The following is a 12,646-nucleotide window of genomic DNA, read 5'->3' as shown; positions in this document are numbered from 1 at the left end:
GTTACTTTCCGTAGCTGACGAGGATCTCAGCGACACGCTTCGCTTCGATTTGTTGAGGGGTCGACGCGGTCTTCATGAACTTGTCAAAGGCTTCCCTACGGTTCACGTTGGGGTCCTTCGCGCCCTTCACGTTCTTCGTGTCGATGAGCTTGGCGACCAGCTTCTGAACTTCAGGATCCTGGGCGTTAGCCAAGGCCTGCTTCTGGATGATCTGGCGGCTTTCCTTCGACGAGTGCCATGCGTCACTCTCCCGACCGGCTTGCGTGGCCTGCTCGACGTCCGAGGGACCTGCAGCGGGCTGACGAGCGGCCTTCCACTGCGCGGAGCCGGGGATGTCTGCCAGTTCGGCCTCCGAAGGAACTCGGACAGCGAGCTTCTTCTGCAGGGCCGCTTGGGCACCCAAGAACTTCGCGTTCGGGTGGTCGGGGGTGAGCGTCTGAATCGCACGGATGGCCGTGTCGGGGTCCTCGTTCGCCAACTCCTTCAGCGCAGTCTTGAGCTTCTCGGGATCGCCCCCGTAGTCGATGTGCGCGAGCATCATGCGGGCACGGGGGTTGTTGAAGTCGAGACCGTCGAACTGGCCTGCCTTCGCCAACGCGAGGTTCTGCTGCGCACGCTTGGACGGTGAGATGCCCGTGACGTGTGCTGCTCCAGGCGCGGCCTGAGTCGCCTCGGCTGCTACGGCCTGCGGGGCTGCTGCGGCACGTTCTGCGCCCCACTTTGCGGTGAGGTTGGCTGTTGCGGCCTGCCCTGCCTTGGCGTTCGCGGCTTGCGCTGCTGCCAGAGCTTTCGCTCGAGCGGCTTGTTGTTCTGCCACGGCCTTGACCTGGGCCTGCTGCTCTGCCACGCGGGCTGCGAGCACGTCCTTGGGGATCTGAGGGCCTGCGGCCATCGCTTCAGCCTGCTGTGCCTGCTGTGCGGCGTACGCCTGCGCTGCCTTGCGCTGGTTCGCGTTCATCTGCGGACCCACGGATGCCTCGGCCTGTGCGGCACGCTGCGCTTCTTGGGCCATACCGGCGCGGTTCGCCTGCCCTGCCTGCTGCGCACGGAACATGTACTCCCGTGCTGCCGCTTGGGCCTCTGGGGTCATGGGGTTCGCTGCTGCGGCTTGCTGGCGGGCCTGCTGGGCTGCTTGCTGGGCACGCTGGAAGGCGCTGTCGCCCTGCTTGAAGCCTCGGGCGTCCTGGCCTGCCGTCTGGGCTGCTGCACGGGCCGCTTGGGCTGCTGTAGCGGCCTGGGCGAGATCCTGTGCGGACTGGTTCGCGGTGCCCTGCCCGAAGCGCTTGAGGAACGCCTGGGCCATGGGACCCTGCTCGAGCGCCGAGGCGATGTTCGCTGTACGGTTCTCGCGGCCACCGAGGAGTGCGCCCATCACGTAGTGACGGACAGGGGCGAGCGTCAGGAGACTGCCACCAGGGACCGTGTGCGAGATCGCATGGAGCGCTCCATTGTCGACCAACATCCGCGCGAAGCTCGTCATCTTCCCCAGGTTCGCCGGGGTCGGTGCGGTGAGCGTGAGCGTACGCTGGTGCATCTGGATAGCATCCGCCACAGCATCGCCGTTCGGGAGCTTGCGCAGTGCCTGGACCTGGTCGTCGCTGAGGCCTCGAGCACGCTGGAGGGCGTTGAGGAGCGTCTGACGGTCTTCCGTCTTCGGCACCTGACGGAGCGAGTCCGCAGCCTCTTGCGTGTAGCGGCGAGCGAGTGCGTTCGCATCGGCAGGGCCGAGCTTGGCACCGTCCTGAGCCGCGCGGGACTGTATCGCCTGAAGATCGGAGATGATCTGGGCGTCCCGCTGCCCATTCTCGACGGTCCCTGCCTTATTCAGGAAGGAATTCGAGAGTTGGCGGTCGGTCGCCTTCGTGAGGGCACCACCGAGACCACCACCGACCAGGCCGATGCCCATGCCGGTAGCCAGTTGGCCCGGAGTGACGTCGTCGAGGTAGTTAGCGTGGCCGAGGACCTGTGCGGCACCCTCGGTCATCCCTGCGGCACCCCCTGCAAACGCGCGGGCCGTGCGGCTCGCTACCGGGACAGCTTCGGTTGCTGCCTTGATGAGCGAGAGATCGCCTGCACCCGGCACGAAGGCCGAGCCAAGCTGACCTGCGGTGAACTCGGGGCGGCTGTCCTCGTACTGCTGCACATCCCCAAGTGCGTTGTGGTATCGCTCGGAGAACGTGCCGGGGTCGTCGGGGTTGACTGCGGCGTTCAGGGCTGCACCGGCCTTGTCGGCCAGGCCAAACGTGAGGCCGTCGATGGCCCCGTGGGCCGCGTTGCCAATCGTCTCAAGCGGAGAGTTGACTAAGTTCGACCCCATCTGCTCGATGCCGTCCCCCACACGGGACCAGAAGCCAGGCTGCGGCGCATTGCGGGCGGCTGTGGTTTCTTGCTGCGTGGGCTGACGGAACTGATCCGTCTGGGTCGGCTGACCCCCGATGAGGCTTGCGGCTGTTGCAGGGCCTTGGGGGCCTTGAGGGGCCTGCGCGGGCTGTCCAGTGCTGCCATCTTGGGCCTGAACGGCACCTGTGGCTACCTGGGCACTCGGGGCCTCTTGCGGAGCCTGCTGAGGCGCTGTGGACGCGTCAGCCAGCGGGAAGTTTTCCCACCAGGTGCCCTTCTCGATCCGCCCAGCGACCTGTTGGCCATACTGGAGGGTGTTCGGGGCGTTGGGGTTGCGGGGGTCGCTGACTGCGACACCCTTCTGAGCCTTGTCGATTGCGCCAGGGCCGCCGTAGTAGCCCACTGCGGTCAGCGAGGGGTCTCCCCCTGCCTTCTCCGACAACTGCTTGATGTACCGGACCCCTGCTCGAGCATTGTCGACGGGGTCGTTGATGTCCCATCCCTTGTCGGCGACCGATTTGAACGTCGCGGGGATGATCTGCATACCACCGTGGGCGTCCGCGTTGGACGTCTTGGTGTTCTTGCCACTTCCAGACTCTTGCTGGTAGATGCTGCGGGCGACCGCTGCGTCCTGGGGACTCGCGCCTTCTGCATCCAGTGCAATGTCCATCGGGCTTGCGAGGGGGAACGAGTCCCAGGATTCAGCCATGGTTTAAGGAACCTTTCGTGGATGACCGTTGGGGTCGAGGAAGATCGTGCCGCTCGGGAGCTTGGCTGCTTCAGCGAAGCTCGATACCTGCACGGGTTGGTTGCCGGTGCCCGTCGACGGCTTGGCAGCGTGTGCCTGAGGGGCCGCAGGATCCTGAGGGATCCCGATGGACGGGCGCTGGTTAGGGCCGTACGGGTTGACTTCGCGAGTCGCGGCATCCGAACCACGCTTAACGACATCGCGGTAGAAGTCCGTGCGGCTCTTGAGGATCGGCTGCGCACGCTCGTAGTACGCGTCCCAGACTGCGGGGGCGTCCGAGGGACTCGGGACCGAGCCAACTGCACGGGTCCATTCGTCGTTACTCAGGGAGCCGTTGAGGCCCGCAACTTCCATCTTCGCGCCGTCAATCTTGGCGTTATTCAGGGTGTTGTAGTCCGCTGCGGCTTGCGCCATTGCCCCGCCACCCACCGCCGCTGCAGCACGTTGAGCCATCGTGGGGAGTGCTGCGTAGGCCTTGAGGTAACCTGCGCGGGCCGTGTCGGTCTTGAGCGTGTCCGTGAGGCTCTTCGCGGCGTCGATACCTGCCTGCGACTGCTGCAGGTTAGTGAGCACAGGAAGGGCCTGCTGGCCTTGCGTCTGGTCAAGCTTCGACGCAGCACGCTGCTGCTCCATGCGCTGCTTGGCCACATCGTTCGCCAGTTCGAACGCCTTCTGCGCCTTGACCTTGCCCATGACATAGTCCTGGACGTCCTGGTTCGCCATGATCTGCGGCTGCTGGCCCGGAAGCTGGACCATCGAGAACGCACCGTCCTGTCCCAGCGGGGTGACCTTGGGAGTGTTGAGCGAGCGTTGCTGGTTGAGCGTATTGTCGAAGCCATCTGCGAAACCTTGGCCTGCGGCTGCGAGACCCTTGCCGAGGTCCTTCGCACCCCCAAGCGCGGCCCCTGCGGAGATCAGGCCGTGGGCCATCGCCATGTTGGGGTTCATCGCCTGTGTGTCGAACATCGCCTGTACTGCGCTCGGGTTCGTCATCGCACTCGAGATCATCGACGGGTTCCACTGCGAGCCGTCCATGGCCTGCGAGACCGGCGTCGGAGTCTGCTGAGGGTCCTGCATGGCCTGGGCCACCGGAGAGTCCCCTGCGGCCTTCTGGAGAGGCGCGTTGAGCCAGTTCTGCATCGGAACGAAGGACGACGCGGGCATCCCGGTGTCGTTCGGGAACCCTGTCTGCTGGTTCTCGATCATCGCCTGGGAGAGATACGAGGGAAGCTGGTCGTACCCCAGGTCCGGGAGGCCCATGACGTTCTGCGCTGAGTTAATCGTGAATGCCATGAGTTATCCTTAGGAACCGTAGCCGAACGCGGAGAGACCTGCAGGGGCCTGATACGCGTCCATGGCCGTAGTGGCCGTGTTCGTGTAGTCGTTGCCTCCCGGCATCGTGAAGCCGCTGTTGTTGAAGTTCATCGAGTTGTTGTTGTATCCGCCAAGCATCTGCGAGATACCCGCACCCGTGAGGGCACCGCTGGTGCCGCCTTGCAGCGCGCTTCCGACAACCGAGGGACCCACGGACGAGACAGGCTGACCGCCCCACTTGCCGTTGATCACATTCATGTACTGGCCGTACAGGTTCAGCGGCGTCGACTGCTGCTCGTTGAACTGCTGCATCGCCGCGTTGTCTACGTTCTGCTGCTGCGCTTGGAACAGACCACCGGCAGCGTTAAGCTGGTCGAAGTTGTTCCCGTTCGCCTGCTGGCCGTTGAGGAGCGCCGAGGAGCCAAGCTGGTACGCCTGGCCGATCTGGTTGTTCGCAGTGAGGGCGCGATCCGCGTTGGAGTTGTACTGCGACTGGGCCGTCTGGAGACCCGTGTTGAACAGCGAGTTACGGATCTGCGCGGCGGTGTCAGCCATCTGCTCCGAAGCGTTGCGTTGGAGGATCGCTTGGGTCACCCCGGTACGCGTCGAGTCCGTGTTGCCGTTCCCTGCGGCCTGGACGGCCAGCGAGGGGAGTTGAGATTCGTTGAGGGAACGCGAGGCGTCACGATTCGCTGCCGTGATCAGGTTGTCAGCCATGCTGCTGTTGGCGAGGCTGTTGGCGTAGTTCATGAACCCCTGCGTGGGGTCCTGCTGTGCCTGCGACAGGAGACCCTGGGCGTTGGTGCCGTAGCTCGCGCCAGTGTTCGTCAGGCCCATCCCAGTGTTGTAGAACTGGTTTGCCGTATTCTGGCCGTTGCCGTTAGCGTAGGCTGCGGTCTGGTTGGCACCCTGGGTCTGGTAGGGGTTGAGACCCGCTACGCGTTCGCCCGAGTAGGTGCCCATCCCGAGGGCGTTCTGGAGGGCCGTTTGGGCACCGTCGAACTGCCCGCTGATGTACGGCTGCGCTGCGGACCACGGGCTGTTGGCTGCTTCGGCTGCGGACTTCTGGGCGCCTGCTGCGTTGCTCGAGGCAATGCCACTGCCGACCGCGCCGACTGCTGCTGCTCCGATGGTCGCTGCGGCCACATGCGAGCGCATGAAGAAGCCCGGGGCGAGGAGCTTGAGGAGAGTTTTGATCATAGGACCTTAGAGAAGAGGCGCTCGGTCTCCCGCCAACCCATTCGCTCAAAGATCGGTCCCATGTCGAGGTGCAACTTGGTCCCGGAGAAGAGCTTCTTGACCCCACGGGCCTTGAGGGTCTTCTCCACGTACTTGAAGAGCTTCACGCCCACCCACCCCTTCCGGTGCTCCGGGGAGATGTAATAGACGTCAGTAAAGCCGTGGAGGTCGTGCATGTAATGGAGGTGCGGGCGTACGATGCTGATGTGGTATCCAACGATCTTTCCGGCCTCGCGGGCCGTGACGATGTGGAGAGCACCAGCGGCGCAGAATGCTTCGTACTGCCGATAATCGGGGGCGAGCTTAATGGTTTCGTGGTCGATAGCGACCTCTTTCCAATGAGCGGGCCACAAGACCTCCATTTCCGACACGATGTCCTGCCACTTCTCTACTGAATAGGTAATCACGGCTTGGATGTCCGAATGTCGACGACCATGTGGATGCGGTCGCAGTTGGAGTTGTTGATCACTTCATGCTCTTCGGCGTTCTGGAACCACCAGGTCTCCCCGGGGGCCATATAGACGTCCTCATCGCCCGTGCGGAAGTACACTCCAGGGGCGCTCTGGAGCACCACATGGAAGCGATCCCAGTACTGGGCGTGAACCGGCGTGTCAGCGTGCGGGAAGATGCGGCCACCAGGAGCGATCTTGTTGATGATCACGCGCCCGAGGCGTTCGCCGCCCACGCGGGCCATGAGGCCCATGACGATGGGGCGTGCTTCCGGCAGGACCTTGTAGACGTCCTGGTCAACGCATTCGTGCTGGTCGAAGTTCTCGAGGTGGGCCTTGAGGGCTTCCTCGGTCTCATGCACGGAGCGCGGCGGGAAGCGGAGGAGGATCGACTCGATCTGGCCGAACGGCCCTTGCGGGTAGTCGCGGAGATACGTGTCGGCCTTCCAGATCTCCGGACGGCGTTGGATTGCGAGGTTGAGCGGCACGGTGTCGAGACCGCTCGCGATTCGCATGAAGTTTTTCATTTCTCTCTCGATTGAAAAGGGTTACGTGACCCGTGCAGCCAGTTGGTTCAGTGCCGCGTTAATGGCGGCGACCGAACGCTCGAGCTTCTTTAGCTCCTCCTGAAGCCATTGGGCCTCGGATCCCTTGAGTGGGGGCTGTGCTGCACGGACGTAGTTCTGAAGTGGTGTTTTGAAGACGACGGCCATGGTTACCTCTTGCTGAGGGACTTGACCTCGACGTCCATGCCCGAGACCTGGAAATTCGAGATCGACGGCGTGCTGATCTTGTAGGACAGGTAGCGCCCTGAGACCATCATGTCGATCTTGTAGTCAGATGCCGGGTTGAACGTGGCCTTGGACCTGTAGTTCGGGGTCTGCTCCGGGAGATCCGAGGAGCCGAATTCGAACGTGAACGTGCCCGTGCTGTCGTCGAAGAACGACTCAGGGACCGCACACTGCACCGTCTTGTACGAACGCAGCGGGAGGCCCTGGGTATCCAAGGAGATCCCCACGCGCTCAACGTAGGCTGGCTTCAGCGTCTCGGTGTTAGCCGGGAGGTTCACAAGGCCCACGGTCGGAAGGTCCACCGCGTACACTGCGGAGTCCGAGAGGCCCTTGGACTGGTCGTAGATGCCGAGCATGATCGACAGCTTAGGCGTCCCGCCACCCGAGAAGCTCGAGTACGAGGTGTTGTACAGCGTGTAGCTGTTGGTGACCGAGGGGAACGAGTTGGAGACCAGGGAGGCGTTGGCCTCGGTGGCCCCGACGATGTTCGGCAAGTCGACGAATGACCAGGTGTCGTTCTTGTAGTTGTACGTAGCGGCCTGATTACAGAACGCGGTGCCCGCGAAGCTCGCCTCGTCCTGGAGGGTTGCGTAGCAGAAGTGCAGCAGCTTCGACACGGAGTCGTGCGCCACGAAGCACGCGGTCTGCTTGTTGCGGTCCAGGGTGTTGAAGATTCGGCGACGAACGCGCCCATCGGCGATAGACTGGCGGCTGATGCCATCGTGGACGTAGATGTCCTCCGAGCCGAAGACGAAGTGCTTCGATTCCACCTCCACCACGCAGTTCGCGTTGAGGATCCCGCCCTCGAAGGGCAGGCGGCGGAAGTTGAACACGTTCAGGTCCCCCGAGTACTCCATGAGCCACAACTGGTTCTGGGAGTAGATCACGAACGCTTCACCCAGGGCCATGCCGTCGCGGATCGGGGTCTTCATGTCACCGATGATATTCTCACCGGCCACGTAGTTCGTGTTCGCGGGATCCCACTGGAACCCTGAGACCGCTGTGGAGTACTGGAGCGGGTTAGACCACTTCACCATGGTGGGGTAGTCGGTGCCGTTCTTGTTCACGCCCAGCATGATCGCGTAGCCCTTGAAGCCCCGGGCGATACTCGCGGTGTCCGTCGAGACCCAGTCGCCTCCCATGAGGGAGTACAGGGTATCGTTCTTGATATTCCGCGCGTACGGGCGCATACCCTTTCGGGCCAGAATGGAGAGACCAGCGACCTGGGCGTGCGTCCACGGATTGTCGTTCGTGACCGTGCCCGTAGTCGGGGTCTGGAAGCTCATCACATTGCCAGGGTAGGCACGGATGGTTCCATCGTTGTCTGCCACGAAAACCGTCTCACCGGCAATGGGGTCGGTGTAAGAGCCGACAAAGCGAGAAGCATTGCTGCTGCCGCCTTCTGCAGAGTTGTAGAGGTTCGCATTGGCATCGTAGGTTCCCGCAGCCGCATCGTACGAGAGTGTCGAGCGGATCGGGCTGAAGAGCCGTTTGAACACCGGGGCACGCTGGATGCGGCCCTCGGAGAAGATCACGTTGTTGCCCGAACTGAAGGCGTTCGGAGGCAGGTCATACGGGGAAGCGTCGGTGATAACCCCCACGCCCCCCAATTGGCGAAGCGGGAGGTTAGCCATTAGAGCTTCTGGATGTAGGCCAGTGCCAGATACGGAGGGAGGTTCGTATGCTGGTGGTCACCGACCTGGTTGATGGTGTGCGTGTGGCCCTGAGGGGTCACGGTGGAGACCACGGTCCCGTCGATCCCTGCAGCGACCGAGAGGGTCGTCGTCTGGATATTGGCCGTGGCCGTGTTCTCGGTGTGTGTGTGCGAGCCTGCATAGCCCGTGAGGGCAGACCCACCAACGTCGTTCGGGTTGTAGGCCCCGCCCGCCCCGATCACGAAGTTCCCACGGAGATCCGGGGTCCCTTGGGTCCCATCGCACAGCGCGTAGCCCGTGGGGATCTGGGCGACTGCCCCGCTCCACAGGATGATTGCGCCCTTGGGAACCGGGTTGTTCAACTGGGACGGGGTGGCCGTAACCTGTGAGTCAAGGTTCGGGAATGTGTTGAGGAGTACTGATTTAATCATCCGCAAATGATCGTCTGCCTGTGAGACAGAGTCGGTCGAGAGCGGATTGACTGCGACGAGTTGGTTGAGGTAGGTAGCGGATTCGATAGCCATGGTCTTAGATCTTCATGATGAACGCCAGGGCGTAGTACGGGGGCCGGTTTTCGTGGGCCGCACCGGAACCTGCATTGCCGACACCAACGTTGTGCCCGTGGGCACCTTGGACATCCGTGGTGATCCCGTGGCTGTGACCACCTGCGGGGTCCGTGGGAGACATGTAGCGGCCCGAGGAGTAGCCGGTGGCGACCGGCACGTTCGCGCCCCCGTTATCGCCGCCTGCCTGCACCGAGCCGAGGTTCGGCAGCGAGTGCTGGTGATCCCCAACGCCCGTGGTCGACCCGCCGTGTGCGTGGGACCCTTGGGTATCCGTCCAGGCCGTGTGGTTGTGGACCGGCATCTGAGCGGCAGTGAGGGCCACCGAGGCTGCGCCACCAATATTGCCGACCGCGTAAGACCCACCAGAGCAGACCGCGAAGCGATCCCGAAGGTCGGGGGTGGTGATGTTGCCGCTGCCATCTGCCTTGGCCACAGTTTGGCCGTTACAGAGTGCCCAGCCAGCCGGGATGGAGGTGCCCGACCACATGGCGATCAAGCCCACCGGGGTGCCGTTGGAGAGATTCTCGTGGGTCGCCGAGACTACCCCCTTGAACTTGGGGAAGGTGTTCAGGAGGGTGCTCTTGATGAGACGGAGGTGATCGTCTGCGAATGCAATGGGATCAGAACCAACCGGGTTGGCTGCAACCAGGTCGGAGATGTAGGTGCCAGTTTCGAGTGCCATGGGGATGTGTGCCCCGAGGGCACCTTATGAGTTCTGAGGAGGGAGGAGATGGGGCGTGAACGCTTCAATCATTCGCTGGAGCGTGTAGCACATGGGTTCGCCGTTGGAGTGCGCCGGGTTCATCCCTGCGTAGTCGAGGATGTCGAGGGCCGCGTGGCAGCACTCATGGGCCATGACGCCGTGCCCTGCCCCCGGTCTGATCCAGATGATCAAGGGGCCGGAGGTGCCCCAACAGAGGCCCAGGGAGCCTTCTGTGTTGGTATTGAGGTCGAACTTGCGGCCCAGGGCCTCGAGGGCCTTCTGGTCCTGGGTGAACCAAACCTCGCGGCCCCATGGGTGCGCCTGGTGTTTGATGACGTTCTTCATGGTGAGGCGTGGGCGAGAGTTGTACAACTTTGCGGCCCTCCGGGGGTATCCGGGGGACCCTGTGGGAAAAGGGGGACGGGTCAGTTTAGGGACCGGGAGGGGACCCTAGGGGGGGTCTGTGTTTTGGGGGGAAACGACCCCACTCAGCAATCCTCAACAACAACAAAAACGGCTGAGGCTTTACCGGGATTTTTGAAGAGGGTTCAAAAGGCGCATAGGGGGTACTTGCCGCACTGGGATTCGAGCCGCGCCGTGTCTCGCCTGTCGCAACCCATTGATTTCATTGGGTTTCGATTAGATAGGCTATCTGATCGGTGCGTGCATCACCTGTCTATGAGGGGCTTTCAGGGCCTGGAGACGTGCGGGAGGGGCGAAGGGTCGGGAGGGATTCGCGGGAGGCTGTTAGGGGCCTATGGACACGTACGCGTGGCATGTATGAGACGCACGCGGGAATGCGAACAGATGGTTGCCCAGGGAGGGCCGTGGCGCGTTATGAACGGCAGACAAACTTCTTGTACAAAAACGCTTGTACAACACAAAACCCTTTGCTATAGTCCATTCCATCGCAGCACACAAAGCGCTGCACCTAACGAAACCAAGGGTAATCAAATGGAAGCCAAAGACCTGATCATCATCGACAGAAGAGACGCAAGCTCGGCCGCAATCGACACGGAATCCTGGCTTGACCGTGTGTTGGGTTCCGAAGTCTCGTTGTCCGTTGGTCGCAAGTGGATTGCAGGTTGGAATATGCCTGGCTACATGCCCGATAGCGATCCTTCGGAATTCAACACGTTCTCTGATGCCTGCCGCTACATTGCGGACACGCTCAATGATTTCTACTATCAGGAAGAGGAAGGTGACGAAGAGTCCGAAGAACGCGCCCAGGAATACCTGGAGACCGAGAAGACGTTCTCCCGTGCTGCGAGCATTGGAGACGAAGACGAGATGTCTGAGCGTGCTGGCCAGTATGTCTTCTGGGTTCGTGAGGGCGACTCGCGTGATCTCGATGAAGAGATCAAGGACAAATGGTTGATGCAGGCAGAAGACGCGCTCCTTGAAGCCATCCAATCCGAAGAGGGCCGTGAGTATCGTTGCACGTCTGTGGACAACGTCTACAACAATGAGAATGATTTCTCTGACGTGTTCCAATGGCAGGTGTTCTACCCTGCTGATGCGGGCGATTGGTGCTATGCCGATGATGTGTACGTGGCCATCGAAGTGCACCAAGGTGGAGACGTGCGGGGCAACTATGGGCGCATTCGTCTCTACAAGATTGATGACCTGTGCGACGGTGGATTCTTGGATTGGTCGCTTGGTTGGTCCGTGCGTTACTCGGATGGCGAAGACACGCCGTACGCTGAGGAGTGCAGCATCGGCTACCACTCGAACCCGTTCTGGTCCGGATTGGTCCCGCACATCAAAGGTGGAGACCGTGGCCTGATGTGGTCCGAGAAGCGCGGCGCATACGTGGGTTGGGATACGGACGGGCGTGCGGTTGAGTGCTTCCCTTTCTTGTACGTGTGATTTGTACAACACACTCCACTATCGTACAGGGGTAAAAATGCTTAGAAGAGTTTGGGGCCAGGCGTCGACCGTATCAGGCGTCCTGGCTCTACACAGTATCGATTGGTCCGCACTGCTTATCGGTGCGGCCTCCCTTGCTTGCCTTGCGGGAATCGCGGGGCTTTTGTTTGCTGCCTACCTCTGACCATCATGACCCTCGAACAGATCATCCACGCTTTGCAAGTTCTCCGCGTTACGTCCGGCCTTTCGGGCGCATCGTACGCTAACGGACAATTCCAGACGTACGCGCCAAGCAACAATGCGACCGTCAGTTAAGCCTGTATCGCAAGCCCTGGAGGCATATGCCAGGGCAATACGTCCCACGCCTGAGTTAGTCCATGCACTGACCCAGGCGTTAGCATTGGAGCTATCGTCAACCATGGGGGGCAAGGTAACCATCGAGCTACCAGGAAACATTCGCATCATTCGCGGTCAATAACTAAGGCCCTGCCATGCGCGGGGCTTTAGCTATTTGCCACGTACTTTAGAGAGGGGCCTATGCTCCCTGCTCGCGTGCGCTCCATGGTTCCCCATGGGGCTGTCTGTACTCGTCTGTACACCTTAGGCCCATTGGTTACCTGTGGGTGCCTGGGTGCGTGTGTGTTCGTCAATACGGAATGCAAGGTATCTATGAGGCCGTTTAACGGGCTGAGGGGCCATGGTCGATACCAACCCAGCCACAAGGGTAACGAACGGCTCTAAGGGCCTATGGTGCACCGTAGGACTACTACAGATGGGATATGGTTTGGAGGCTACTGGAGGGCTTTTTAGGGGCTGCCGCTCTTCTGGCTACCACCCTACAGGCCACACATCAGCAGAGGCATGGCGGGCCATTGGAGGCCCTGGAAACCCTATCGACAGGCATGAGGCCGGGAGACCGCGCTCGAGGGATCTCAGAGCAGGCTGTTTGAGGGGGTCTGAGAAGACCACCGA

General features: G+C 61.8%; 11 protein-coding genes. 1 reads left to right on the top strand and 10 read right to left on the bottom strand.

Annotation, left to right across the window (positions count from 1 at the left end):
- Nucleotide 1 precedes the first annotated feature (1 nt).
- Genes AWB76_RS35375 through AWB76_RS35335 form a run of 10 tightly spaced genes read right to left on the bottom strand, consistent with a single transcriptional unit; the run spans nt 2 to nt 10,150 of the window.
- On the bottom strand, nt 2-3,010 hold the full coding sequence (locus AWB76_RS35375; protein WP_157696288.1) for a lytic transglycosylase domain-containing protein: 3,009 nt from the start codon (nt 3,008-3,010) through the stop codon (nt 2-4).
- 42 nt (nt 3,011-3,052) lie between these two features.
- A complete protein-coding gene (locus AWB76_RS35370; RefSeq protein WP_061164739.1) occupies nt 3,053-4,381 on the bottom strand; it encodes a hypothetical protein in 1,329 nt (442 codons plus the stop codon).
- A gap of 9 nt (nt 4,382-4,390) precedes the next feature.
- A complete protein-coding gene (locus tag AWB76_RS35365; protein WP_061164738.1) occupies nt 4,391-5,602 on the bottom strand; it encodes a hypothetical protein in 1,212 nt (403 codons plus the stop codon).
- Nucleotides 5,599-6,048 carry a GNAT family N-acetyltransferase gene (locus AWB76_RS35360; protein ID WP_061164737.1) on the bottom strand — a complete coding sequence of 150 codons (450 nt, stop codon included), beginning with the start codon at nt 6,046-6,048 and terminating at the stop codon, nt 5,599-5,601. Before AWB76_RS35360 ends, AWB76_RS35365 begins: the two co-directional genes overlap by 4 nt.
- Nucleotides 6,045-6,617, bottom strand: coding sequence for an aspartyl/asparaginyl beta-hydroxylase domain-containing protein (locus AWB76_RS35355; RefSeq protein ID WP_061164736.1), 573 nt, complete (start codon nt 6,615-6,617; stop codon nt 6,045-6,047). The genes AWB76_RS35360 and AWB76_RS35355 overlap by 4 nt, the downstream gene beginning before the upstream one ends.
- Nucleotides 6,618-6,638: 21 nt before the next feature.
- Nucleotides 6,639-6,803: a DUF5320 domain-containing protein gene (locus tag AWB76_RS41305; protein ID WP_157696287.1), complete on the bottom strand. Its 165-nt coding sequence runs from the start codon at nt 6,801-6,803 to the stop codon at nt 6,639-6,641.
- 2 nt (nt 6,804-6,805) lie between these two features.
- A complete protein-coding gene (locus AWB76_RS35350; RefSeq protein WP_061164735.1) occupies nt 6,806-8,515 on the bottom strand; it encodes a hypothetical protein in 1,710 nt (569 codons plus the stop codon).
- Nucleotides 8,515-9,060, bottom strand: coding sequence for a tail fiber protein (locus AWB76_RS35345; RefSeq protein ID WP_061164734.1), 546 nt, complete (start codon nt 9,058-9,060; stop codon nt 8,515-8,517). Before AWB76_RS35345 ends, AWB76_RS35350 begins: the two co-directional genes overlap by 1 nt.
- A gap of 4 nt (nt 9,061-9,064) precedes the next feature.
- The gene (locus AWB76_RS35340) at nt 9,065-9,784 is read right to left on the bottom strand and encodes a phage tail protein (RefSeq protein ID WP_061164733.1); all 720 of its coding nucleotides are present in this window, start codon (nt 9,782-9,784) and stop codon (nt 9,065-9,067) included.
- A gap of 24 nt (nt 9,785-9,808) precedes the next feature.
- The gene (locus AWB76_RS35335) at nt 9,809-10,150 is read right to left on the bottom strand and encodes a hypothetical protein (protein WP_061164732.1); all 342 of its coding nucleotides are present in this window, start codon (nt 10,148-10,150) and stop codon (nt 9,809-9,811) included.
- 609 nt (nt 10,151-10,759) lie between these two features.
- Here AWB76_RS35335 and AWB76_RS35330 point away from each other — a divergent pair.
- A complete protein-coding gene (locus tag AWB76_RS35330) occupies nt 10,760-11,674 on the top strand; it encodes a hypothetical protein (RefSeq protein WP_061164731.1) in 915 nt (304 codons plus the stop codon).
- The last annotated feature ends 972 nt before the right edge of the window (nt 11,675-12,646 follow it).

Origin of the sequence: Caballeronia temeraria (assembly GCF_001544795.2) — a bacterium.
Lineage (GTDB): Bacteria > Pseudomonadota > Gammaproteobacteria > Burkholderiales > Burkholderiaceae > Caballeronia > Caballeronia temeraria.
Note: the sequence above shows the minus strand (reverse complement) of the source record. Positions and strands in the feature narration are given on the sequence as shown.

Coding starts and splice junctions, on each gene's coding strand:
- AWB76_RS35365 (WP_061164738.1), bottom strand. CDS start 5,602: ATGATCAAAACTCTCCTCAAGCTCCTCGCCCCGGGCTTCTTCATGCGC.
- AWB76_RS35330 (WP_061164731.1), top strand. CDS start 10,760: ATGGAAGCCAAAGACCTGATCATCATCGACAGAAGAGACGCAAGCTCG.
- AWB76_RS35345 (WP_061164734.1), bottom strand. CDS start 9,060: ATGGCTATCGAATCCGCTACCTACCTCAACCAACTCGTCGCAGTCAAT.
- AWB76_RS35375 (WP_157696288.1), bottom strand. CDS start 3,010: ATGGACATTGCACTGGATGCAGAAGGCGCGAGTCCCCAGGACGCAGCG.
- AWB76_RS35370 (WP_061164739.1), bottom strand. CDS start 4,381: ATGGCATTCACGATTAACTCAGCGCAGAACGTCATGGGCCTCCCGGAC.
- AWB76_RS35335 (WP_061164732.1), bottom strand. CDS start 10,150: ATGAAGAACGTCATCAAACACCAGGCGCACCCATGGGGCCGCGAGGTT.
- AWB76_RS35340 (WP_061164733.1), bottom strand. CDS start 9,784: ATGGCACTCGAAACTGGCACCTACATCTCCGACCTGGTTGCAGCCAAC.
- AWB76_RS35355 (WP_061164736.1), bottom strand. CDS start 6,617: ATGAAAAACTTCATGCGAATCGCGAGCGGTCTCGACACCGTGCCGCTC.
- AWB76_RS35350 (WP_061164735.1), bottom strand. CDS start 8,515: ATGGCTAACCTCCCGCTTCGCCAATTGGGGGGCGTGGGGGTTATCACC.
- AWB76_RS41305 (WP_157696287.1), bottom strand. CDS start 6,803: ATGGCCGTCGTCTTCAAAACACCACTTCAGAACTACGTCCGTGCAGCA.